The sequence below is a fragment of the Vibrio sp. 2092 genome, assembly GCF_033339635.1.
Lineage (GTDB): Bacteria > Pseudomonadota > Gammaproteobacteria > Enterobacterales > Vibrionaceae > Vibrio > Vibrio alginolyticus.
In genome coordinates, this window is the sequence record NZ_JAWOUY010000031.1 from 1 (window position 1) to 23,926 (window position 23,926).

Genomic DNA, 23,926 nt, shown 5'->3' on the forward strand with positions numbered 1-23,926 from the left:
TGGCGATGGACTAAACAAAGGCCCCCTTTTAGGGGGCTCACACAAAGCCACCTTCTTTAGAAGGTGGTAATTTACTTTTGATCGCGTTACAGACAACCATTACTTAGCATAATGTTGAGGCTCATCGCAAAGCCATACACTTTGTGTTGATATAACGATAATTAATCCGAAAGAAGAGTAATAAAGTGATATTGCTGCCAGATATGCGGATGAGATTTTTGATAGATAAAAAAACACCGCCTAATTTAGGCGGTGTAACAAATTTGACAGACAGGTCAAAAATAAATACAGGAAGTATATGTTTTGTCACAGGGAGTGTGGACAAAACATTATGGTAGAAATCTACCTAACTCGAAATACGAGTTTGCAAACACAACATCGCAACAACGAAGCCAATTGATTTCCAAAGAAATCAAGCCGTTCAGGCCCGTGTTGCGGGGTGAAATATAGAATTTATCTGGCTGTTCGACAACGGACATTTTATAATGTTTCAGATTAAAAAAACTAATCCTATTAGAGGTCCCATATGTCTCGCAGATTGCCTCCATTAAATTCGCTTCGAGTCTTCGAAGCGGCTGCTCGTCATCTCAGTTTTACACGAGCAGCAGAAGAGTTATTTGTTACTCAAGCCGCGGTCAGTCACCAGATTAAAGCGCTTGAAGAGTTCTTATCATTGAAGCTCTTCCGTCGACGTAATCGTTCTTTGTTGTTAACAGAAGAAGGCCAAAGTTACTTTCTCGATATCAAAGATATTTTCACCTCGATTGCGGAAGCGACAGATAAGGTGTTGGAACGTAGCGAAAAAGGGGCATTGACGATTAGCCTACCGCCGAGTTTTGCTATCCAATGGCTTGTACCTCGTTTGGCCGATTTTAATGCTCAAGAGCCCGATATCGATGTACGTATTAAAGCCGTAGATATGGATGAAGGCTCACTGACTGATGATGTTGATGTGGCGATCTACTATGGCCGTGGGAACTGGCCAGGTTTGCGAGCAGATAAATTGTACCAAGAGTTTTTGATCCCACTTTGTTCACCTTCATTACTTTTGGGTAACAAACCATTAGAATCTTTAAGTGACCTCAAATTACATACTTTGTTACACGATACTTCGCGTAAAGACTGGAAGCAGTTTGCTCGTCATTACAACATTGAAGGCATCAACGTAAACCACGGTCCTATTTTTAGTCACTCAACGATGGTGCTACAGGCTGCTGCGCACGGTCAGGGGGTCGCGCTCGGTAACAACGTACTCGCCAAACCTGAAATGGAAGCCGGACGACTCATTGCACCATTCGACGAGGTGTTGATATCTAAGAATGCATTCTATGTGGTGTGTCATGAACAGCAGGCAGATATGGGCCGAATCGCAACGTTTAGAGACTGGATGTTAGCAACCGCGAGAAAAGAACAAGAGGAAGTATTGGATGAATCACTGGATAGCTGAGGGACCTGAAAACGGACCGCTGTTTATTTTTGCTCACGGCGCAGGTGCGGGGATGGAGCATGATTTCATGACAGCGGTCGCCAAAGGATTAGTGGAGCAAGGTATTCGTGTAGTGCGTTTTAATTTCCCTTACATGGTGAAACGTTCGGAAGATGGCAAAAAGCGTCCGCCCGATCGCGCGCCAAAGTTGCTCGAAGCATACAGCGAAGTGATCGCTCACTTTACTTCTTCTCCCGTGGTTATTGGTGGTAAGTCAATGGGCGGTCGTATGTCGAGCTTGTTGGCTGAAAATGAGCTGGTGTCGGGCATTGCCTGTTTAGGGTTTCCATTTCACCCGCCAGGAAAGCCAGAGAAATACAAAGGCGAGCACTTAGCAACCATTGAGAAACCTACGCTGATTCTGCAAGGGGAACGAGACACCTTTGGTAAGCGTGAGGAATTCGATGATTTCGTCCTTTCGTCACAAGTAACGGTGAGCTTTTTACCTGATGGTGACCACAGCTTCAAACCGCGCAAGAGCTCAGGTCATACTGAAGTGGGTAACATTGCACTCGCGATAGAGCAGTTAGCGGCGTTTATAAAAGAGGTGTACAGTGAAAAGTAAGTGGTTACTCTCATTCTCTGGTCTGTCTGGGCTGCTTTCGGTCGCTCTTGGAGCATTTGCTGCTCATGGGCTAAAAGCGACACTGGCCCCTTATTTGCTCGGTGTATTTGAGACCGGAGTTCTGTATCAATTTATTCACACGTTGGCGATTGTGTTTTGTGCCATTCTGCTTCTGCTCAATTTGGGACAAAAAGCACAAAAATATTTTTTCATTGCGGCGATTTGCTTTATTATCGGCATCTTTTGTTTTAGCGGCAGTCTTTACGCGCTGGCGCTGACGGGCATTAAGTGGTTTGGGCCAATTACTCCTGTGGGAGGATTACTGTTCATGATTGGTTGGTGTCTGTTCTTTTTTGCTGCGTTCAATATCAAAGAGGTCTCCAAGTGAAACAACTAATGCTCTATTGCCGTTCTGGCTTTGAGAAAGAGTGTGCTGGTGAAATTCAGGACAAAGCGACACAGTTGGAAGTGTATGGCTTCCCTCGTGTGAAGAGAAACTCAGGTTATGTTGTCTTCGAGTGTTACCAAGATGGAGATGCCGACAAACTTGCGAGAGGTTTAGACTTTAAGTCTTTAATTTTTGCTCGACAAATGTTTGCGGTAGCAGCTGAGTTTCAATCGTTGCCAAGCGATGACCGCATTAGTCCAATTTTGAATGAACTAGCAGACATCGAAGCATTCCCTCGTTGTGGTGATTTGAGAATTGAAACGCCAGATACAAATGAAGCGAAAGAGCTACTGAAATTCTGCCGTAAGTTTACCGTCCCAATGCGTCAAGCGTTGCGCGGCAAAGGCTTAATGCTGAACAAAGATAACGCGAAAAAACCAGTACTGCACATTTGCTTTGTTGAGCCTGGCCACTGTTACGTTGGTTACTCTTATACTGACAACAACTCACAGTTCTTCATGGGTATCCCTCGCCTTAAATTCCCAGCAGACGCTCCAAGTCGTTCAACACTTAAACTGGAAGAAGCATTTCATGTCTTTATTCCACGTGAAGAGTGGGATGAGCGTTTGGCACCAGGTATGTGGGGTGTGGATTTAGGTGCATGTCCAGGCGGTTGGACGTACCAATTAGTGAAGCGCTCAATGTTCGTTCACTGCGTTGATAACGGCATGATGGCAGATAGTTTGATGGAAACTGGCCAGATCAAGCACCATATGGTGGATGGCTTTAAGTTCGAACCAGACCGCAAGAACGTAACATGGATTGTTTGTGACATGGTGGAAAAGCCAGCTCGTGTTGCTCACCTGATGGGACAGTGGCTGTTAAAAGGTTGGGCAAAAGAGGCTATCTTTAACCTTAAGCTGCCAATGAAAGGGCGTTATGACGAAGTGCTGCAAGACCTTGAAAATCTGAAGCAGTTCCTCATTGATAATAAGGTAAAGTTCAAGCTACAAGCTAAACATTTGTATCATGATCGTGAAGAGATCACGATTCATATCCAATGTCTGTCGAATATTTCACCTTACTAACTTTATTCCCCGAGTCTTTTGGGAATAGTGATTAGAATAGAAAAAGCGCCTTCAAATGGCGCTTTTTTAATATCTGCCGGATTTCATGGTGTGAAACTACCATCGGACACTACTCCGCTTTGTTTGGCCCTAAAAAGCGAATATCTTGCAAGTTAAAGCCTAGTTCTATATCGCACTTTAAAGCGGCGACGCGTTTACATAAACGAGCAGACTCAATGTGCTCATCCAATTTTTTACGGTATTTCGGTACGAGATCTTCACTAGCGTAGGCAGCTTCAATACTCTCAAACTGAGTGAGAATCTCTTTCGCTGCTTTCGGGCCAATTCCAGGTACGCCCGGAACCTGGCTAGAGCTTATCCCTGTTAATCCCCAGTAATCCGCTAGTTGACTTGGTTTTACGCCGAACTCTTTTTCGATAAATGGTTCATCTAACCAACGATGTTGGAAATAATCACGGATTTGTAGGGTAGGGGAAAGTAGCTGGCAGTAACCTTTGTCTGTGGAAACGATGGTGACTTTTTCACCATGGCTGGCCACTTTCGTTGCGAGTGTAGCAACCAAATCATCTGCTTCATCGCCTTCAGACAGCAATGAATCAATACCTTGCTCCCACCACGCTTGTTGAATCGCATCTAACCCTTGCAGTAATGGCTGAGGCATTGGTTTTCGGTTTTGCTTATAGTCAGGGAGAATTTCAGCGCGCCAACCTCTGTCTTGTTCGTGGTGATCAAAAACCGCGATGATGTGTGTCGGGTTGGCCTCTGACAGAATGCGAGTGAGGGTTCTTTGCGTTGTGCTTATGGTTCTTGCTATGTCGGTTGGATCTGGTTGTGCTGAGTGCACTCGGCGGATCAGGTTTAGGGCATCAATGATAACAAGATGAATAGACATAATGACTTAGCAATAAAAAAGGGGCGTAATGCCCCTAGTGTAACGAATGCTAGCCTGACTATCGACCACCAATTTCCGGGTGAGCGATTCGATAACACGGTTCGTAGTCTGAACCGCCAGGTAATTTCATTCGGTGCTGTTCGACAAAGTCTTTTAGCAACTTATCGAGTTTTTTCATGAGGACTGCGTCGCCATGAATGGTGAAAGGCCCTCTACGTTCTATTTCTCGAATACCTTCAGCCTTTACGTTACCTGCAACTATGCCAGAGAAGGCTTGACGCAAGTTGGCCGCTAAAACTTGCGGTTCTTGATCTAGGCTTAAATCCAATTGTTCCATCGACTCATGAGTAGGTTCAAATGGCAGTTGGAAGTTTGGCTCAATTTTCAATGACCAGTTAAAGCTGTACGCATCGCCTTTCTCTTTTCGGTGAAGGCGTACCGAGTCCATGGAGCGTTTCATAATACGAGCGACTTCTGCCGGGTCGTCAATGATGATCTCGTAGTGCTTTTGCCCTTCCTCACCAAGTGTGTCGCGAATGAACTCATCAATAGAGCGGAAGTACTCTTCACTCTCTTTTGGTCCTGTTAATACGATAGGCATTGGTTGATCGGCGTTATCCGGGTGCATCATGATGCCAAGAATGTACAGTAGCTCTTCCGCTGTGCCCGGGCCTCCTGGGAAAATAACGATACCATGAGCCATACGGACGAAAGCTTCCAAGCGCTTTTCGATGTCGGGCATGATGACCAGTTCATTTACTATTGGGTTTGGTGGCTCGGCAGCAATAATCGAGGGTTCGGTTAAACCAAGATAACGTTGCTGAGTATAACGTTGCTTTGCGTGCCCAATTGCTGCACCTTTCATCGGCCCTTCCATTGCACCAGGGCCGCAACCTGTGCAGATGTTAAGTTCACGCAGGCCCAGTTCGTTACCCACTTCACGTGTGTACTGATACTCCACTCCATTGATAGAGTGACCACCCCAACATACGACAAGATTAGGTGCGATACCTGGAGTTAATGCTCTGGCATTACGAAGAATGCCGAACACGAGGTTCGTAATGTGAATTGGGTTAGTAAGGTTGAGCCGCTGGGCGTCTGCCAAATGCATGTTTACGTAAACGATATCACGCAATACGGAGAACAGATGCTCTTGGATACCTTTAATTATTTCGCCGTCAACAAAAGCGTGCTCTGGCGGATTAGTCAGCTCAAGCTTAATACCACGCTCACGACGCACGACGTTGACATCAAACGATTGGTATTTATCGAGCAGTTCTTTCGAGTTATCGGTATGGCTACCGGAGTTCAACACCGCTAATGTGCAATTACGGTACAGCTGATAAAGTTCACTCGAGGCTGTGTTCTTTAAGCGCTCTACTTCTAGTTGAGATAGCAAGTCCATGCTACCAGCGGGGCTTATATGGGTAATCATAACGCCTCCTTGTGTTGCATTAATTTGAGGGAAAGTACCAACTTACCTTTTTGGTGTTATACGTATGGTTTGATGAAAGGTAGTTGGCCGATTTGGTTTTATGGTTATCAACTCCCAAGCAACCTCAAGATGATACATTTGCCTTTTATAAATACATCATCTTGAAGTGACTTGGGTTTTTACAGCTTAGCAGACTAAAAGGGAAGAAATGTGATAACTCGTTGAAAATGGGTGGTTATAAAGCGCAGATTGCACCAAACTTGGTTTGTTTGCTCGCTTTTTGTACGAATCTTAGCTCCAGTTAAGCTGGTTTGTTCCACGTTTTTTAGCGTCCGCAAGCATCTTGCCAAGACGATCGAGCACATACTCTGGCGTATCGGACTCTTTGAAAGACGTCGATACTGCAGCTAAGGTAATCATGATATTTTGCTCACGGAACTTAAAGGGTAATTGGCTAATATCACGCTGGATATGCTTAATCAGATCCAGTGTGTATTCTTCAGATTGTTCCGGGACGAGTAGAATGAACTCCTCGCCACCAAAGCGAGCCACTGTTTCCGTTTCTGATACGCGCTTGTTAATAGTACGAGCGATAATCTTCAGCGCTTTATCGCCAGCCGTATAACCATAGCTATCATTCACCGCTTTGAAATTGTCTACATCAAACAGCACAACACGAAGGTTTTGCTGAGAGCGAATCCAACGGCGATACTCTAGCTCTAGTCGATCGTTAAATGCAGTGCGGTTATAAACTTTAGTCAGCGGGTCGAGCAACATACGCTGAGCTTGGTCATCTAAGCGTCGACGATAATCTTGCGTAGTTTCAAATACCGCTTCGAGTTGGTTCTTACTGTAACTTAACCGTTCTTGCAGCGCTTGCTCTCGCTCTTCCGTCATTTTCAGTCGCTCTGTCAGCGACGCCATTTTTTCGAGAAGAGGCGTGATTTCTTTTTTCACAACCGCGATATCTTGAGCTTGATTAAGTGACTTTTGGCTTAATTCAACCAAGCTGTTCATTTCTGTGTTGAGCTCTTGGCGGTGTTCAAAGTAGGTATGATGCTGGTCGACGTTCTGATGAACGGTTTTTAGGTTACTTGCGAGAGAAGTGTTCAGCTGATCAAGGAATTGGCTAGACGCCTCGCGCTCGAACTTTGTTGCTTCGACAACCAATTTCAGCGTTGAGAGCGTAAGCTCAATGAGAGACTCGGCACTCACGCCAAGGAGCAACTTAGCGCGAATATCCAGCAATCTATCGCCTGATTCTCCCTCGAAATCCAGCTCTGTAATAGTATGTTGGAGGTCGCTGGCTAAGCACTCAAGCTGAGATCTGTCGGGATTGTTTTCAAATTCACTAAGATGTAGACGTGAATTAGACGTGATGATTTTCAGAGCGCGTTCGTAAATACTCAGTAGCTTAGTGGCTTGATCAGCTTTATTGCTGGCGTGAACTTCAGAGAAACTCATCAGGTTCCGTAGTTCACGTTTTAACTGCGCAGGTAAGCCCGTGACACGTTGCAGTGTTTCACCACTGTGCTTGATTTGTTCGTTAAGGTAACCGTTCTGTTTATCCATCGTCTTCGACTGCTGTTTGAGCATCCTCTCTAATACCGCTAAACGCGGGATAAGAGTGCTGATATCTTTTTGATGTTGCAGCTCTTGTTGGATTTCAAATAGGTAGTTGGATACCTGAGTATTCGAACCCTGGCAAGCTGAAGACAATGATGCCACAACGCGTTTAAGAACTTGTTGTTCACGTTTGAATTTGAGTGAAGTATCACGATGAGTCAGTCTGAGTTGGTCAAGTTGACAACTCAGCTGATGCAGCTGCGACTGAATATCGGATTCCAAGATTCCCATGAAGTGACTACGGTTAAGTCCATGTACTACTGACAATTATCTGATAATAACAAAAAACTTTATAGCGTCATTAGTTATTACGTTCAACAGGCGTTTAATTATCCATTTTTTAATATTTTCTTGATGTCGTCCTCATTCTTGTAGGACGAATGGATCTTGATCAGGCCTTGGCTAATGGCATGTTGACAGGCAGTTCTTATGTTACCTGTTGCAAAGCTAGCAGCAGGCGCATTATCGATGGCTTTTAAGAACACCCAGTGGCTTTGCTTATCCTTCAAGCTGACTTCTCGTGCGATGTGAGTCGCAAGCAACAACAGATCGAGTAATTCCTCATCGTTAATTGCAGTGTAGGCTCGGGGTAAGAACGGATAATCGCTGATGCCCATACGAATAATACGATTGACGTTGTGCTGCTGAGCGAACTCATCCACCCAAGTCTGGAATTTTTCGAACATGACTTCGGCAGAAGCATCACGGTCAGCGTTCGGTTCTATGTAGAGTAAGTTCGCATCTGAGAAATGGTAAAGACGCGACGGTTTTTCTATTTTTTCCGCAAGGAAGTCGCCAAATGCACGTTCTAGTTCTAGACCTGCCTTATAGCCGTTATGGACGTACATGCTTCGTAAGAATGGCAAATCGATCATAACAAAGCGTAGGCGATCATTAAGTGGTTCGTGGATCAATTCACCCATTTGCCATTGCTCGAAAGTTTCGCTCGACTTTTTCAATGAGCGAGAAAGCTTAACATTCAGCATACGCAAGTTACGTAAACGAGAGCGAGAGTGGGTGAAGAGGTCGTTACGCAGTTTTTCGATTTCACTTGCTTGGCGCTGCATAATGACACCACGGCGCATAATGAACAAAAACATGACCAATACAGTAATAAACAATGCAAATGAGATTTTCTGGAATTTACGATGCTCTCTTTCCACTTGCTCTAAGCGTTCTGATTGACCGATGTAATGGATGGTTTGTTCGGCAAATTCTTTTTGCTGACGGAACGCATCCTCACTGATTTGGTTAAGCTGCTTTTGTTCTAGACGAACGAGGTTTGTGTATTTTTTATAAGCTTGCAGAGAAAGTTTGTATTCGCCTGCCTGCTCGTAACCCAACCCAAGTAAACGGTATGACTGCTGCTTAATGAAGTTGTTATTTTCAGGTGACTTTTCAGCAAGCGCTAACGCCAGCTTTGCGTTAGTAATGACGTCTTTACTGTCATTTTGATGATAAGCCAGACCTGACTGAAGCAGGGCAGCCTTTGCTTCAAGCTTAGGAATATTGGTGTATTCTAAAAGCTCTTTAGAGCGGTCTAAGTACTGCTCTGCTAGCGCATAGTTATAGAGTTGTAGGTAGGTAGCCGCCAAGCTTAAGCGAATTTTAATGATTCTATTGATGTTCTTACTGGTACTTTCATGGTCAAGCACGTTGAAGTAATGCACTAACGCAAGGTTAAACTTACCCTGATAAAAGTAGATGTCGCCCATTTGCTCTAGGACGTCCGCTAGGATCGGAGAGCTAGGGTAAGAGTCATAAAAATCTGCGGCTTGAGATAAGTATTCGATCGCTTTGTCGTACACTCGTCGCTCCTGGAAGAGCCTAGCCAAAAGGCGATTCACTTTTGCTAACCTTGCACCACTGTTACTTTCAATAGATTGCCAATAACCGTATAGCAGTTCTGACAAAGCCAAATTGTATTTCTTGCTATTGAGGTAAAACTCGCCGACGGCTGTGTAGTAGTCGATCAAGGCTAACTCAGAGCGGCTATCGTCAAGCATGGTCTTTGCTTCAGAGTACAAGTTTTCCGCTTTAATGATATCGCCACTATGTGAAGCGAGGAGTGCTCTTTGCATCACTAGTCGGTAGCGAACACTGTCGGTGCGTTGTAATACGGCATCGGCTTCATCGAGCTGTTGTTCAATTTGGTTAAGCGTGTCTTCCGCTTTTGAGTAGTTTTCGTCGTACATCCAAATCATTTGGTTGCGCATCAGCTGGAGATCTAAGTCCATGTACGGCAATTGATATTCTTGCGCTAAGCGTTCCGCTTTATTTAGGTGCTCGATAGCCGAACGAACATTACCCATGGCGTAATCTGCCTGAGCGATAATCTTGTGCGCTTCGATGGTGCTGCTTGGTGTGCGAACGCTACGATCTGTTTCGTCGCGAGACATGGCTGAAGGGCTGTCACTTTCTTTGCGTTCTGTTAGTTCACGCTGTGACAAATAGTTGGTTGCCGCTTGTTTTGCTTGTGATGGTTCTATTTCCGCCAATTGTTGTGCTTCGTTGAGTAACGCGGACGATAAAATGGTTGCATGAAGTGGCTGTACAAACAGCAAGCAAAGAAAGCCAATCAATTTGAATAGACGCGAACTGTCCCAAAACATCCTTTCGTTCCCTCGAACTGTTTTTAGATATGGCGATAACGGCGAAAAGCCTCAATTAGCCGTTTAAATGCGGGTTGAAGCCATTTGATATAGTAACATGCTTGGACAATAAAAACGTCCGGCAACCCTTTAGATTGCCGAACTTATTTCTGTTGCCTATGCGCTTACTGACGAGCCATACGGTGATTGTGAGCTGGCTTATCTTGTTCTGTTGAGCGGTAAGGGTTGATATCCAAGCCACCACGACGCGTATAGCGGGCAAATACGGTCAGTTTGCTAGGTTGGCAGTATTTCATTAGATCCGTAAAAATACGCTCTACACACTGCTCGTGGAACTCATTGTGCTCGCGGAAAGACACTAAGTAACGTAACAGCTTCTCACGATCTATTTTTGCGCCTTGGTAGCGAATTTCTACACTGCCCCAGTCAGGTTGGTTAGTGATCAAACAGTTTGATTTCAATAGGTGGCTATGTAGCACCTCTTCTACTTGTACTTCACCTGCTGCACCTTCAAGCAAATCGGCATCAAAATCGTAACTGGTGATGTGAATGTCTTGGTCATCAATACATTCACCGTCCATTGTAACGATAGGTTGATTGGTATAGTGGGTCACTGGATTCACCTCAACCAGCACCTTTTCACCTGAGCATTCAGACAGGTCTTGTGTTAAACGCTCAGTCACTTCTTCCCAGCTTGCAAAGCGGGTTTGGTTATAGCTGTTTAAGTACAGTTTGAAAGACTTCGATTCAATCAAGTTTACGCTGGTGGCTGGAATGTATACTTCGCCAACGGCCACTTGTGGTAAACCTTTACTATTTAACCAAGACAGTTCATACAGCGTCCAAATGTCGTGCCCCATGAAAGGCAGAGTATCGCCTAACTGAAGGTCATCTCGGTTCAGGCTGCGAGGGACTGGTTGCAGCAAGCTTGGGTCATACTGGTTCGCATACTCGGTCGTTTTACCTAGTGTTAGGCCAGCAAGCTCTTTAGCGTCAGAATATTTGCTCATACTTTGTGGTCGTTTTCGATTAGAATGGCGAGAATTTTACTGAATCCGCTGGTCAATTGCCATCCGGCAAGTACGGCTATCTGATAAATAAGGAATGAGGAGACCTTCATGACCCAAAACGTTACTCAGGCGCTACAAGAGTTCAGCCTGCGCTACCAACAAGCTTGGCAAGCTAAGCACAATGAGTTGCCAAGCAGTGAAGAGCTTGCAGAGCTTGTTTCTCCTTGTGTCGAAGAGAAGCGTGATGGAAAGGTGCTTTGGAAAGCGGTCGCACGTGATGAAATGGCCGATTTCACCAATGTGGAAAATGCGATTGAGTTGTCACTGCAAGATGATGTTAAAGCCTTTTATGGTTCTCAATACTGCGCCGATATGGAGGCAACTTGGCAAGGTAATTCGTTGACGCTGCTGCAAGTCTGGAGCGATGACGATTTCGTGCGTCTACAAGAAAATATTCTTGGTCATTTGGTGACGCAGCGCCGCTTGAAACTTAAACCAACAGTATTTATCGCAGCGACAGATGAGGAAATGGATGTGATTTCTATTTGTAACCTCACTGGCAATGTGATTCTAGAGCGTTTGGGCACCTCTAAACGTGATGTATTGGCAGATTCATTGGTTGAGTTCTTGAATAAGTTAGAGGCTGCCGTCTAAGTATGTATGTTGTTGAGTTGCAGTTTGAGTGTTTTGATAACACCACCGTCAGCGCGGTAGACAAAGCCATTAATGGCTTGATGGATGCTCTGCGTTACAACGGCCAAGTATTAGGTCGTGAATTCCCGATAGTGATGGGAGAAGGTGAATTTTTCGTTCGTGTTGTTTGCCCAGAACAAGACAGCTTACATCCACGTTATCACTCAGATTTCGTCAAAGTGTGCATGAACCGTTTGTCGGATGCGTCTTTGCTTGCTCCGAAAATGCGTATGCTGGGGCGTGATTTGAATTCAGAACAAGCAGCCGAAGAAGAGACACCTAGCTGGCAAGTGTTGTACACGACTTATGTTCATACGTGTTCGCCTTTGCGAAGTGGTGAAACCCTGTTGCCAATTCCTTTGTATCGTAATGAGCCAACACTTAATGGAGACCATAAAGCCGTCATTAAGTGGCAGACTGAGTGGCAAGCGTGTGATGAAATCCAAATGGCAGGGGGCTGCCGAGCGGAACATGCGGCGCTGCACGAAATTTGCGATGTGGATAGTGTGCTGTTTCGCCGAGGTTGGGACTTACGTGGCCGTATCGAATACATCACGAAGATCCCTACGTACTATTACCAGTATCGTGTCGGTGGTCAGTCGCTGGAGAGCGAGAAAGCGCGCAAGTGTCCAAAATGCGATGGCGAGTGGCTACTCGATGAGCCACTACATGACATATTTCATTTTAAGTGTGATGACTGCCGAATCGTGTCGAATATCTCTTGGGACCATCTTAAGTAGCGAATTGAAGCTACTTAAATGGGTAGATAGACAAATAGAAAGGGCTGATGTTTTCACATCAGCCCTTTTGTGTTTAGAACGTTTATGTTTAGAACGTTGTTTTCAGTCATGTTTTGAAAAGTGGGATTACCAACCTTTCACAACACCGCCTTTGAACAGCTCTTTTGCCGCTTCGTAAACTTCTTCCGTTTGGTAAGCTTTTACGAAGTTTTGTACGTTTTGCGCATTAACATTTTCTTCGCGAGCGACAATTAGGTTTACGTATGGTGAGTCTTTATCTTCAACGAACACGCCGTCACGCTCTGGCGATAGGTCGATAGAGCTTGCGTAAGTGGTGTTGATGATAGATAGCGTTACGTCATCCAATGAACGCGGAAGCTGTGGGGCTTCTAGTTCAATGATTTCGATATTTTTAGGGTTGCCTACGATGTCACGTACTGTAGCGAGTAGACCAACGCCATCACGTAGCGTAATCAAACCTTGTTGCTCAAGAAGCAGTAGTGAGCGACCTAGGTTAGTTGGGTCGTTTGGTACTGCGATGCGTGCGCCATCTTGAATTTCATCAATTGATTTTACTTGCTTTGAGTAACCAGCAATAGGGTAAACGAATGAGTTACCCGCGATAGCCAGTTTGTAGCCGCGGTCTTTCACTTGTTGATCTAGGTATGGTTTGTGTTGGAACGCATTCGCGTCTACTGAACCATCATCCAGAGCGGCGTTTGGTGTTACGTAATCGGTAAATGTTACTAGCTCAACGTCTAGGTTGTATTTCTCTTTTGCTACTTTAGCGGCAACTTCGGCTACTTGTGCTTCAGCACCAGCAATAACGCCAACTTTTACTTTGTTTACGTCTACTTCTTTGTCGCCGCAACCCGCTAGAGCAAGAGCAGAGGCAGCCGTTGCTACAGTCAAAAGACCTTTAAGGCTAAATTTCATCTTTATCTCCTTATAATTTGTATTTTTGATACTTATCTGTGGTCTACACGGCGCACCACTGCGTCACCGATAGACTGAATAATCTGTACTAGAACAATCAACATCACGACAGTCACGGCCATGATAGTTACATCGTAGCGGTGGAAACCGTAACGAATGGCTACGTCACCTAGGCCGCCGCCGCCTACCGTACCCGCCATAGCTGAGTAGCTAACGAGAGTGACCAAGGTAATCGTTACTGAGTTAACAATAGTCGGCATTGCTTCAGGTAGTAGAACTTTTGTGATGATCTGTGTTGGTGTCGCCCCCATTGACTGCGCTGCTTCCACCAAGCCTGTCGGTACTTCTAATAAAGCACCTTCAATAAGACGAGCGACAAAAGGAATGGCGCCAATAGTCAGTGGGACGATTGCTGCGGTTGTACCGATAAAGGTTCCAACTAGCATTTTTGTCACTGGAATAATCGCAACCATCAGTACGAGGAATGGCACAGAACGACCAATGTTAACGATAGCGCCTAAGCCGCTATTTAGTTTGGTGTTTTCAAGTAGGCCGCCTTTCTTAGTAATATGGAGGATTACGCCTAATGGAATACCCACAGCAAAGCCGACTAATCCGGCAACCGCAACCATGTAAAGCGTTTCCCACGTTGCACCTAAAAGTAGTTTGCTGTTTAAGCTCAGCCATTCAGAAATCGTATTAAAGGACATAACCAAGTACCTCTACTTTTACGTTGTGCTTACGCAGGTATTCAAGAGCTGCGTTGTCATCTTCTTCGTTACCAAATAGCTCTGCGACCATCATGCCGAATTTCACGCCACCAGCGTAATCAAGGTCGGAACTCAAAATACTCACATCAATATTGTATTTACGAGAAATTTGCGACATTAACGGTGCATCGACGGTTGCGCCAGTAAACTCTAAGCGAACCAACGGGTAGCTGCCATCAACACGCTCTGCTTGCAGACGAGCTTGGTAATCTTCAGGAATGGAAAGATCCAGCGTTGAGCGAATGAATTGGTGTGCCAGCTCTGTCTTAGGGTGCGCAAAAATATCGCCAACGGTGCCTTTTTCCACCAGCTCACCACCACCGATGATTGCTACTTCGTGACAGATACTTTTTACGACTTCCATTTCGTGAGTGATAAGTAAAATCGTGATGTTGAGTTTGCGGTTGATCTCTTTCAATAACTCAAGGATAGATTGAGTTGTTGCCGGGTCTAGCGCACTAGTGGCCTCATCACAAAGCAGCACGCTAGGATCGGATGCCAATGCACGAGCAATTGCCACACGCTGTTTTTGGCCGCCACTTAAGTTAGATGGGTAGCTCTCGTGTTTGTCGGCTAAGCCTACAAGCTTTAGCAACTCAGTTACTTTTGTTGTGATTTGCGATTTGTCTTTACCTGCCAGTTCTAGTGGCAGTGCTACATTATCAAACACAGTACGAGACGAAAGCAGGTTAAAGTGCTGGAAGATCATGCCAATGTTACGGCGTGTTTCGACTAGTTGTTTTTTGCTGAGTTTGGTTAGATCCACACCATCAACGATGATGGAACCAGAGGTCGGCGCTTCTAACATGTTTACGCAGCGAATCAGCGTACTTTTACCAGCACCTGATGAACCGATAACACCAAAGATGGTGCCTTTGTCGATGTGTAGGTTAATGTCTTTCAGGGCAAGGATTTCCTTACTGCCTTGGTAGAACACTTTATTGACGTTTTTTATTTCTATCATGTTTCAACCTGCCCAAAGATACGGGGAACTTCGCTGTCAAAAACGGCCTTTGACAGAACTTAATGTTGAGCTTTATCTCAATTTTCAGTTGATGCTATGGGTTAAGCAGAATGAAGTCAATAGATATTTTTACGTCTAGACGTCTAAATGTATGGATGTTCTGTTTTGAAACGAAGATGTATAGATAACAAGCAGGAGGTAGACGGCGGGGCACCCTCAGATTTACCGATTCTTGCCCAACAAATCAACCGTTTTGTCGAGGCCTAGAATGAATTAGATAGTGTTGAAGTTTATAAGGTATGTAATAATCTGATTAAACCGAGTTAATAGAGAAATACGTTTTGGCAAAACCTGCTGTTTTTATCGATCGTGATGGCGTGATAAACGTTGACCACGGCTACGTTCATGACGAACATGATTTTGAGTACATTGATGGTGTATTTGAAGCGACGAAAGCGCTAAAAGATAAAGGCTACCTTCTAGTGTTAGTGACGAATCAATCGGGCATCGCACGCGGTAAATTCAGTGAAGACCGTTTCTTGTCTCTGACTCAATGGATGGATTGGAACTTTGCTGATAATGGTGTTGAGTTCGATGGTATCTATTACTGTCCACATCATCCAGAACATGGCATTGGCGAGTACAAGCAAGATTGTGAGTGCCGTAAGCCAAAACCAGGTATGTTCATTTCTGCGCGTGACTTCTTGAAGATCGACATGGAGAAATCTGTGATGATCGGCGATAAAGCTGAAGACATGATGGCAGCAGAAGCGGCAGGCGTTGGCACTAAGATTTTGGTTCGCACTGGTAAGCCAGTAACGGAACAGGGCGAAGCCATTGCAACGGTAGTATTGGATAGCATTGCAGATGTGCCTGCGTACTTAAACAAGTAATATTCATTACTGACTGAGATAAGGGAAGCCACTGCTTCCCTTTTGTTTGATTCCTTCTTTTAATCTGAACACTTATGAGCAAAAAACTCACCATTCTTGATATCGCAAAATTGGCAGGCGTGGGCAAATCGACAGTAAGCCGTGTGCTTACTAACGATCCAAAAGTGAAACCCCAAACGCGAGAGAAGGTAGAGCAAATCATTCGTGAATCAGGCTACGTCCCATCAAAGTCGGCGCAGTCGATGCGTGGTGGCAGCCAAAAAGTCATTGGGGTTATCATCTCCCGTTTGGATTCACCATCAGAAAATCGCGCCGTTGGTACCATGCTCAATGCTTTGTATTCCGCTGGTTATGATGCGGTGATCATGGAGAGCCAATTCGATCGCGATAAAACCAATGAACATTTGGATGTGCTTAAACGTCGCAACGTCGATGGGGTGATCGTGTTTGGCTTTACTGGATGTGATGAGCGAGCATTGGCGGAGTGGGGGAATCGTATCGTCGTGATCGCGATGGACACGCAAATGGTTTCCTCGATCAACTACGATAACCAAGGTGTGATAGACATGGCTTTGTCGCACCTTGAGCAGCAATCTTTATCTCGCATTGCTTATATTGGTGTTGATCCTGAAGACAAAACCACTGGCTTAGCTCGTCTAAATGCTTATAAAGCTTGGTGTCAACGCAAGCAAATTACACCTTGTTTCCAAACGGGTAAGTTGAGCCATGAAAGTGCTTATCAGTTGGTAGACAAAGTCCTTCAATCTGATACTCAGGCCATCGTGTGCGCCAGTGACACTATCGCGTTGGGCGTGATTAAGCGTCTTCAAGAGTTAGGACGTGAAGACGTGGTTGTGACAGGTGTTGGTGGTAATGAATTGCTCTCTTTCCTTTTCCCTAAAGTATTTAGTGTCGACCCAGGTTATACCCTTGCAGGTGAGAAGTCCGCTAACATGCTGATCAATCAATTAAATGGCGATGAGGAAGTGGTTCACTTTACTCAACAGCCTATCGTTTATTGACCCACACTAAAACGATCTGCTCTAAAATTATACTGTGATCACTCTCAATTAATGGGACTGTTCCCATTTTGTTTTTTGCCTTCGGATGGCAATATTAAAATCAAGAAATGGGAATGTTCCCATTTATAAAAACAAAATGATGAATCGAATGTATCCAATACAGGGTGGACAAAGTTATGAGTAAGATTGCGCGTAAAGACGTGGAGCGTCTTATTGAGCTGGTCGGGGGGCCGGACAATATTGCCAGTGTAAGTCACTGTCTAACTCGCTTGCGTTTTGTTCTAAATGATACGGACAAAGCAGATACGAAACAGTTAGAAGCATTACCGATGGTGAAGGGCTGTTTTACCAACGCAGGCCAGTTCCAAGTGGTTATCGGTACTGAAGTGGATGAAGTTTACAAGGTACTGATCGGACTGACGGGTAAAAGTGAAGCCAGCAAAGACGAAGCGAAGAACGCTGCTCGTCAAAACATGAATATCGTTGAGCGTGGTATTTCCCACCTTGCAGAAATCTTTGTACCACTGCTACCAGCGATCATCACCGGTGGTCTGATCCTTGGTTTCCGTAACGTGATTGGCGACATCAAGATGTTTGATGGTCAAACGCTAACGGAAATCAGCCAGTTTTGGGCAACGGTACACTCTTTCTTATGGCTGATTGGTGAGGCGATCTTCTTCTTCCTACCAGTTGGCGTGTGTTGGTCGACAGTGAAAAAGCTCGGCGGTACTCCGATTCTGGGTATCACGCTTGGTGTGACATTGGTTTCTCCGCAGTTGATGAACGCCTACCTGATTGGTAAGCAAGTACCCGAAGTGTGGGACTTTGGCTTATTCGCCATCGAGAAAGTGGGCTACCAAGCGCAAGTGATTCCGGCAATGCTCGCTGGTATGGCACTGGCGTTTATTGAAACCAACTTAAAACGCATCATTCCGTCTTACCTTTACCTAGTGGTTGTGCCGTTTGTCTCTATCATCGTGTCTGTGATTCTTGCGCACTCTATTATTGGTCCATTCGGCCGTATGTTGGGTGACGGCGTTGCTTTCGCAGCAAAAGCAGCCATGACAGGTGACTTCGCAATGATTGGCTCAACCATCTTCGGCTTCCTATACGCGCCATTGGTCATTACTGGTATTCACCACACCACCAACGCGGTTGACCTTCAATTAATGCAAGAGCTAGGCGGCACGCCAATTTGGCCTCTGATTGCGCTTTCAAATATTGCTCAAGCGTCTGCGGTCGTCGGCATCATTATCATCAGTAAAAAACATGGCGAGCGTGATATCTCGGTGCCTGCGGCTATCTCTGCTTACCTTGGTGTGACCGAGCCGGCGATGTACGGTATCAACTTGAAATACAAGTTCCCAATGCTGAGCGCGATGATCGGTAGTGCGTGTGCTGCTGCTATTTGTGGTAGTGCGGGCGTAATGGCGAACGGTATCGGTGTGGGCGGTTTGCCGGGCATCTTGTCTATCCAACCGCAGTTCTGGGGCATTTTTGCTTTGGCTATGTTAGTCGCAATGCTAGTACCTGCTGCATTAACGTTAATTCTTTATAAGCGTGCACAAGCCAAAGGTGAGCTTGAGCCTGCAAACGCGTAATTCTATTTGAGGCAGTGACTGGGCTGCCTCCTCCTATTTTTCTTTTCAAATTTTAAGTTTCCGATTACTGGTAAGTGAGTGTTAGAAATGGCTATGACCAAGCATGATGAGAGCTGGTGGAAAACCGCAACCATCTATCAAATTTACCCAAAAAGCTTTTGTGACAGTGGCAGTAAAGGCACGGGCGACATCAAAGGGATCATTTCTAAGCTGGATTATCTTAAGCATCTTGGTGTGGATGCGATTTGGCTGACGCCGGTTTACCAATCGCCAATGATCGACAACGGTTATGACATATCCGATTACTACTCGATCAACCCTGAGTTCGGCACTATGGAAGATTTCGATACTTTGCTAGCAGAAGCGCATCAGTTGGGTATTCGTATCATCATGGACATTGTAGTGAACCACACGTCGACAGAACACAAGTGGTTCCAATCCGCACTGGGTGATAAAAACAGCCCATACCGTGATTACTACATCTGGAAAGATCCGGTAGATGGTGCTGAACCAAACAACTGGCAATCAAAGTTTGGTGGCAACGCTTGGGCGCTGGATGAAAAAACAGGTCAGTACTATTTGCACCTTTTTGCTAAAGAGCAAGCGGACTTAAACTGGGAAAACCCAGTAGTGCGTGAAGAAGTGAAAGAAGTCATCAGCTTCTGGGCAGAGAAGGGAGTCGATGGTTTCCGTCTCGACGTTATCAACCTGATTTCCAAGCAGCAAGATTTTCCAAGTGACGATATTGGTGATGGTCGCCGCTTCTACACCGACGGCCCACGCGTGCACGAATACCTTCAAGAGATTAGCGAATCTGTGTTTCAAAAATACGGCAGCGTAACAGTGGGTGAAATGTCTTCCACCACACTAGATCACTGCCAGCAATATTCTTCGCTAGACGGCAAAGAGCTATCCATGGTGTTCAACTTCCATCATCTGAAAGTCGATTATCCAAATGGTGAAAAATGGACCAAAGCGCCGTTTGATTTCATTCAGCTAAAACAGATCTTCAATCATTGGCAAGCGGGCTTAAATGGCAAAGGGTGGGGGGCGCTGTTCTGGTGTAACCACGACCAGCCACGCGTTGTGAGCCGATTAGGTAACGACGAGCAATACCGTGTTGAATCTGCCAAGATGCTTGCGGCATCAGTGCACATGATGCAAGGCACACCTTATGTTTACCAGGGGGAAGAGATCGGCATGACCAACCCGGGTTATACCGAAATCAGCCAATATCGTGATGTTGAAAGTACTAACATGTACGACATTATGGTCAACCGTGATGGTGTATCTCATGACGATATGATGGCGATCTTGGCACAGAAGTCGCGTGATAACTCACGTACACCAATGCAATGGAACAGTGCAAAACACGCGGGCTTTACTGAGGGAACGCCGTGGCTTGAAGTGGCGCAGAATTACTCTGAAATCAATGCTGAAGCTGCGGTTGCCGATTTGAACTCGGTGTTCTACTTTTACAAGCGTCTGATTGAACTGCGTAAACAGGTTCCAGTCATCACCGATGGCCGTTACGAGGACCTGCTGCCAGAGCACAAACGTATTTTCGCTTACGCTCGTCAGAACGATAAGCAAACGCTGCTGTGTATCAATAACTACTACGCTGAAGAGGTGGAATGCGTTCTGCCAGAACGTTTTGATATGAGTAAGGCGAAAAACTTGCTATCTAACTATCAAAACTCAGCAAGCGCAGTCGCGTCAAACCATCAAGTGTTACGACCTTACGAAACTCGTATTTTATTGATAGAAGAATAAACTCGGGTGTCATCACCCCTAAGATTGATGTTCGAGATGAAGGCTTTGGTGTGCTCCCCAAAGCCTTTTTTATTGAGATGCGAGATACTTGTGGAGTACAGGCTTATTTTGTTTCAATCGCTGTTAGCTGCACTTTCTCTTCGTTGATTTGTAATTGTTGTACTTTCAGCAGTTCAATTTGTTCTATCAGACCTAAGCTCGGATTAAACCAACGTTCTGCCGAAGTGGCGAACTCCATTGAGTCCATGTCATCACAGTTTAGGTTGTAGATGTTCTCTTCCATCAGGTATGCCGCTTCAATTTTCTTGCCTGAGATCGAGAACGCTTTACGCACGCCAGTCTCTCGGATTTGCTGTTGCCAAACCACTTGGCAAGATGCTGTCATAGGAAGGTTTTGTACCCACTCATGCTCTTCAAAACGGTCTAGAAGGTTGTGAACTGCGTAGCCTGTAAGAGTGGTTTGCAGAGACATAGTTTCTTCACCGATGTCAATATTCGGGCTTTTCTCTTTTACGTCGTCACCGTTTAGGCGGAAAATCGGACCGCTGTGCATAAGCATGGCAATAAACTGATGACCAATGAAATAAGCGTCAGTGATTTCATGGAGTGCACCATCTGATCCTGCAAAGTAAAGCGTATTGCTCTCTTCGTCGTCGTTGTACTGCTCGTCTGAATAGTAGAACTGTTCGGCGCCGTAGTTCACCAAGTCATTAACCAACTGGACCATTGCCTCGCTGTTTGGGATTTGTGCCAATGCTGCCAATATTTGCTCGCGACCCATCGCTTGGAAGCTCAGTTTCATGTCGCCTTCTGGTTGGCCATCCAAGCTAAATGCGTAGTTTAGCTGTGTGCTTGGCGTGGGAGCGAAGATTGAGTTGTGAATCGAGACGTCGAAACTTTCTTGAGGCACTTTGTTTGGATTCGCACTGCCAGAAGACGAACCTCCGCCACAGCCGTAAAGAGCCAGAGTTGCTGCTGCGATAAGCGTCATTTTGTTTAGCATGGTTTACATTCCTGATTGATAAGGCCGTTTCATGTTGGGCCGTTGCTTGAATGCGAGCATGCTAAGTTCAGTGAGAGAAAAAGGGCAAAAAACAAAAGCTAACAGGGGTTAATGAAAGCTTAATTTTATATTTAGGTCTTTGTTTTGTTTGGGGTTATTTCGTTGGCTACGTTAGTGCAATACTCGTTAATGAGCGCTTTCCATCGGCTTATGATTTCTTGATCGGTCACACTAACATGCAACGTTTTCCACGGTTGGAGGCAAGTCTCTTTTGATTCAGATTGAGAAAGACGCTCAAACAAGGTTTCGGAAGGTAAAACGCGCAGCAGCGCCACCAGTGATTCCATGTAGTTGAGACGGAACTGTTCAAGTTTGTTCTGCTTATAAGCAATGTGAGACACAAAGGTATAAATCAGTGCGTTTTGGATACGTGAGTCGCCATCTGGTGTCGTTAACAGAGCTTTTGCCCTGTCTAAGTTACCTAATTTGAAATGCAATAGACCTAACCAGAGGCTCAGCTCATCTGGCAAAACATCAAACGACGATTGTACTTGAGTTAAATACGCTTCCAGCTTTTGATGTTCGTGCTCGTATAAGGCGAGATGTCTTGCCGTTGTTATAGCCGCAAATTCATCAGATTGTCGGAGAGGTTGGCTAGAAAAGGCATTCTCGAATAACATTTTTTTGTGAATATCCGAAAGCTGCCACGAACTTGCCGAAGGTGCAGGCAGATTGAAGTATTGCGCGACATCCGAGTGCATTTGGAAAATATCCGATTGTAAGGCAGATAAACGCAGTGTGTACTCATTGCGAAACGCCAGCTTGCCCGTCGCAGGATAAATAAGGTTCATCTGCGCTTTCAAGATGCCCTGTTTTGTGCCGTCTTTTAACTCGATATTGAGCTCGTAGTCGCTGGTCTGCATGTTTCGTGCGCCAGGGAAATATGGCGTATGACCGATAGGATCAAGAAAGTAACTAGGAGCATCTTGGTTGGCGATGTCGGTGTATGGATATTCGACCTGTTGTTGCAGCAAGATGGCTTTGACCAGTATGCGGTATTTTCGCGCCTGAGAGCCGATTGAATCGACACGGTTGAGTAGTAGCTCGACTTTGGGAATCAGTAGTTGATGACGTGTTTGTTGTGTTGAGATTTCTTGGCGTTGCCATAACAAGCTTGCGAGCGTCACGCTACAAACTACAAGTACGGCACATAAGCTGTAAGCAAAAATCAGCTTGAAGTTCTTATTACTCGCCACCTGGGTTGAGATAACGCGCCGATGACTTTTCGCTGGTGGCACTAAACGAATATTGGCAGGGTTAAGAAAGTAGCCTTTGCGGGGGTAAGTGACTAAAAGCTTAGCGGCATCGTATTCGGGTAAGTACTGCTGTAGCAGTGCACGTAAGGTGCTAATGCGGTTCGTGAGCACATTCTTAGAGATGAATTTGCTCTGCCAAATGGTTTCGATAATGGTATCGGCAGAGAGCGGATGTCCCACGCTTGTTAGCAGCAGTTCTAATAATTCAATGGTGCGAGGTTCAAGATCAATCGCGATAGCATCTTGATGAAGGGTCTGTGTCTTCGGGTTATAGATCAGCTCTCCAATCGCAATACAACTGTGAGTCTGTTTAGCTTGTTGCAGAAAGTCGCGCATACCGTACCGATCTATTTGGAAATCGCGAAGTATTATATAGCGATTGGAGCGCGAAATCTTATAAATCGCGCTTCAATCACTATCAAAAATTTATGAACCGTAGGTCACGGAATAGCGGTGCGGTTTGTGGTTCATCGCTAACACGACATTGAGTGCAAACGCCCCCAAAATTGAAAGGCCAATCACTTCTGGTGTAACAAAGAAGAATGAAGAAAACAGGATACATGCATCGATTGCCATTTGGCTTTTGCCAACTGAAATGCCAAATTTGTCTTGGATAAACAAACACAGCACGTTAAAGCCACCTAAGCTGGAGCGATGTCGGAATAGGATCAGCATACCGAGCCCCATTAAAAGCCCGCCTGCGACGGCGCAATAAACTTCATTTACCGATTCGAGCGAGATTAGCAAATAAAGATGATCGGCAAAGATAGAAACCAACGCGCCAGAAATGGCACTATTAATGGCGAAATGACGGCCGAAGCGTTTCCATGCTAGTAAGTAAAAAGGACTGTTTGCTAAAAAGTACAGCACACCAAAGGTAAAAGGTGTAAATTGGCTAATAAGCAGAGCCAATCCAGTCGTGCCTCCTGTTAGAAGGTTCGCGGATTGGAGAAAGAAAACGCCTTGAGCTACTAAAAAGGTACCCGTGAGAATCGCTATCCAGTCTTCTTTTAATGAGTGTTTTTCCATCAATGTTGCAGTCATTAGTGATAAATAAGGCGTGCATAGTAGTAAAAAGATGATCTTTTCGGTAGCTAGAGGGTAAAATTTACG

21 protein-coding genes are annotated in these 23,926 nt (G+C 45.2%); 10 read left to right on the top strand and 11 right to left on the bottom strand.

Annotation, left to right across the window (positions count from 1 at the left end; all coding sequences use genetic code 11):
- The first annotated feature begins 526 nt into the window (after positions 1 to 526).
- The 4 genes from R7P80_RS28195 to rlmM are packed head-to-tail and all read left to right on the top strand — an operon-like array spanning position 527 to position 3,527.
- Complete coding sequence (locus R7P80_RS28195) at positions 527 to 1,447, top strand: transcriptional regulator GcvA (protein ID WP_005383616.1); 921 nt, start codon at positions 527 to 529, stop codon at positions 1,445 to 1,447.
- Positions 1,428 to 2,051 carry an alpha/beta fold hydrolase gene (locus R7P80_RS28200; protein WP_053302995.1) on the top strand — a complete coding sequence of 208 codons (624 nt, stop codon included), beginning with the start codon at positions 1,428 to 1,430 and terminating at the stop codon, positions 2,049 to 2,051. Before R7P80_RS28195 ends, R7P80_RS28200 begins: the two co-directional genes overlap by 20 nt.
- Entirely contained in the window at positions 2,041 to 2,439 is a 399-nt protein-coding gene (locus tag R7P80_RS28205; protein WP_047010151.1) for a DUF423 domain-containing protein, read from the top strand. Before R7P80_RS28200 ends, R7P80_RS28205 begins: the two co-directional genes overlap by 11 nt.
- Positions 2,436 to 3,527 carry a 23S rRNA (cytidine(2498)-2'-O)-methyltransferase RlmM gene (gene rlmM / locus R7P80_RS28210; protein WP_017820611.1) on the top strand — a complete coding sequence of 364 codons (1,092 nt, stop codon included), beginning with the start codon at positions 2,436 to 2,438 and terminating at the stop codon, positions 3,525 to 3,527. The genes R7P80_RS28205 and rlmM overlap by 4 nt, the downstream gene beginning before the upstream one ends.
- A gap of 109 nt (positions 3,528 to 3,636) precedes the next feature.
- Here rlmM and xni read toward each other — a convergent pair whose 3' ends face one another.
- The 5 genes from xni to queF all read right to left on the bottom strand — a co-directional run bounded on the left by xni (position 3,637) and on the right by queF (position 11,102).
- Positions 3,637 to 4,419 carry a flap endonuclease Xni gene (xni, locus tag R7P80_RS28215; protein ID WP_054579049.1) on the bottom strand — a complete coding sequence of 261 codons (783 nt, stop codon included), beginning with the start codon at positions 4,417 to 4,419 and terminating at the stop codon, positions 3,637 to 3,639.
- Between the two features lie 58 nt (positions 4,420 to 4,477).
- A complete protein-coding gene (gene ppnN, locus R7P80_RS28220; protein WP_005383611.1) occupies positions 4,478 to 5,854 on the bottom strand; it encodes a nucleotide 5'-monophosphate nucleosidase PpnN in 1,377 nt (458 codons plus the stop codon).
- Between the two features lie 291 nt (positions 5,855 to 6,145).
- Positions 6,146 to 7,711: a sensor domain-containing diguanylate cyclase gene (locus R7P80_RS28225; protein ID WP_033905849.1), complete on the bottom strand. Its 1,566-nt coding sequence runs from the start codon at positions 7,709 to 7,711 to the stop codon at positions 6,146 to 6,148.
- A gap of 98 nt (positions 7,712 to 7,809) precedes the next feature.
- Complete coding sequence (locus R7P80_RS28230) at positions 7,810 to 10,092, bottom strand: tetratricopeptide repeat protein (RefSeq protein ID WP_017635678.1); 2,283 nt, start codon at positions 10,090 to 10,092, stop codon at positions 7,810 to 7,812.
- A 164-nt stretch (positions 10,093 to 10,256) separates the two neighbouring features.
- On the bottom strand, positions 10,257 to 11,102 hold the full coding sequence (gene queF / locus R7P80_RS28235) for an NADPH-dependent 7-cyano-7-deazaguanine reductase QueF (RefSeq protein WP_225492186.1): 846 nt from the start codon (positions 11,100 to 11,102) through the stop codon (positions 10,257 to 10,259).
- 108 nt (positions 11,103 to 11,210) lie between these two features.
- Between queF and syd the strand changes: the two genes are divergently transcribed.
- Entirely contained in the window at positions 11,211 to 11,756 is a 546-nt protein-coding gene (gene syd, locus R7P80_RS28240) for a SecY-interacting protein (RefSeq protein WP_005381970.1), read from the top strand.
- Positions 11,757 to 11,758: 2 nt separating this feature from the next.
- Positions 11,759 to 12,535 carry a Zn-ribbon-containing protein gene (locus R7P80_RS28245; protein ID WP_005383605.1) on the top strand — a complete coding sequence of 259 codons (777 nt, stop codon included), beginning with the start codon at positions 11,759 to 11,761 and terminating at the stop codon, positions 12,533 to 12,535.
- 126 nt (positions 12,536 to 12,661) lie between these two features.
- On the opposite strand, the gene R7P80_RS28250 is transcribed toward R7P80_RS28245, so the two are convergent.
- Genes R7P80_RS28250 through metN form a run of 3 tightly spaced genes read right to left on the bottom strand, consistent with a single transcriptional unit; the run spans position 12,662 to position 15,205 of the window.
- Positions 12,662 to 13,471 carry a MetQ/NlpA family lipoprotein gene (locus R7P80_RS28250; protein ID WP_005381966.1) on the bottom strand — a complete coding sequence of 270 codons (810 nt, stop codon included), beginning with the start codon at positions 13,469 to 13,471 and terminating at the stop codon, positions 12,662 to 12,664.
- A 32-nt stretch (positions 13,472 to 13,503) separates the two neighbouring features.
- Positions 13,504 to 14,181, bottom strand: a complete 678-nt coding sequence (locus R7P80_RS28255; RefSeq protein ID WP_005383604.1) for a methionine ABC transporter permease — start codon at positions 14,179 to 14,181, stop codon at positions 13,504 to 13,506.
- Positions 14,171 to 15,205, bottom strand: a complete 1,035-nt coding sequence (gene metN / locus R7P80_RS28260) for a methionine ABC transporter ATP-binding protein MetN (protein WP_005381962.1) — start codon at positions 15,203 to 15,205, stop codon at positions 14,171 to 14,173. Before metN ends, R7P80_RS28255 begins: the two co-directional genes overlap by 11 nt.
- Positions 15,206 to 15,546: 341 nt before the next feature.
- Between metN and gmhB the strand changes: the two genes are divergently transcribed.
- From gmhB to treC, 4 genes are all read left to right on the top strand, one after another.
- Positions 15,547 to 16,098: a D-glycero-beta-D-manno-heptose 1,7-bisphosphate 7-phosphatase gene (gmhB, locus tag R7P80_RS28265; RefSeq protein WP_005381961.1), complete on the top strand. Its 552-nt coding sequence runs from the start codon at positions 15,547 to 15,549 to the stop codon at positions 16,096 to 16,098.
- A gap of 74 nt (positions 16,099 to 16,172) precedes the next feature.
- Positions 16,173 to 17,120, top strand: a complete 948-nt coding sequence (gene treR, locus R7P80_RS28270) for a trehalose operon repressor TreR (protein WP_033905853.1) — start codon at positions 16,173 to 16,175, stop codon at positions 17,118 to 17,120.
- Between the two features lie 176 nt (positions 17,121 to 17,296).
- Complete coding sequence (gene treB, locus R7P80_RS28275; RefSeq protein ID WP_005381959.1) at positions 17,297 to 18,721, top strand: PTS trehalose transporter subunit IIBC; 1,425 nt, start codon at positions 17,297 to 17,299, stop codon at positions 18,719 to 18,721.
- A gap of 87 nt (positions 18,722 to 18,808) precedes the next feature.
- Positions 18,809 to 20,494: an alpha,alpha-phosphotrehalase gene (gene treC, locus R7P80_RS28280; protein WP_151514563.1), complete on the top strand. Its 1,686-nt coding sequence runs from the start codon at positions 18,809 to 18,811 to the stop codon at positions 20,492 to 20,494.
- A 103-nt stretch (positions 20,495 to 20,597) separates the two neighbouring features.
- Here the strand turns inward: treC and R7P80_RS28285 are convergent, their stop codons facing one another.
- The 3 genes from R7P80_RS28285 to R7P80_RS28295 all read right to left on the bottom strand — a co-directional run bounded on the left by R7P80_RS28285 (position 20,598) and on the right by R7P80_RS28295 (position 23,842).
- Positions 20,598 to 21,497, bottom strand: a complete 900-nt coding sequence (locus tag R7P80_RS28285; RefSeq protein WP_222716747.1) for a hypothetical protein — start codon at positions 21,495 to 21,497, stop codon at positions 20,598 to 20,600.
- 131 nt (positions 21,498 to 21,628) lie between these two features.
- Positions 21,629 to 23,149, bottom strand: coding sequence for a transcriptional regulator (locus tag R7P80_RS28290; protein ID WP_225492188.1), 1,521 nt, complete (start codon positions 23,147 to 23,149; stop codon positions 21,629 to 21,631).
- A 90-nt stretch (positions 23,150 to 23,239) separates the two neighbouring features.
- Positions 23,240 to 23,842, bottom strand: a complete 603-nt coding sequence (locus R7P80_RS28295) for a YitT family protein (protein ID WP_213964612.1) — start codon at positions 23,840 to 23,842, stop codon at positions 23,240 to 23,242.
- Between the last annotated feature and the right edge of the window lie 84 nt (positions 23,843 to 23,926).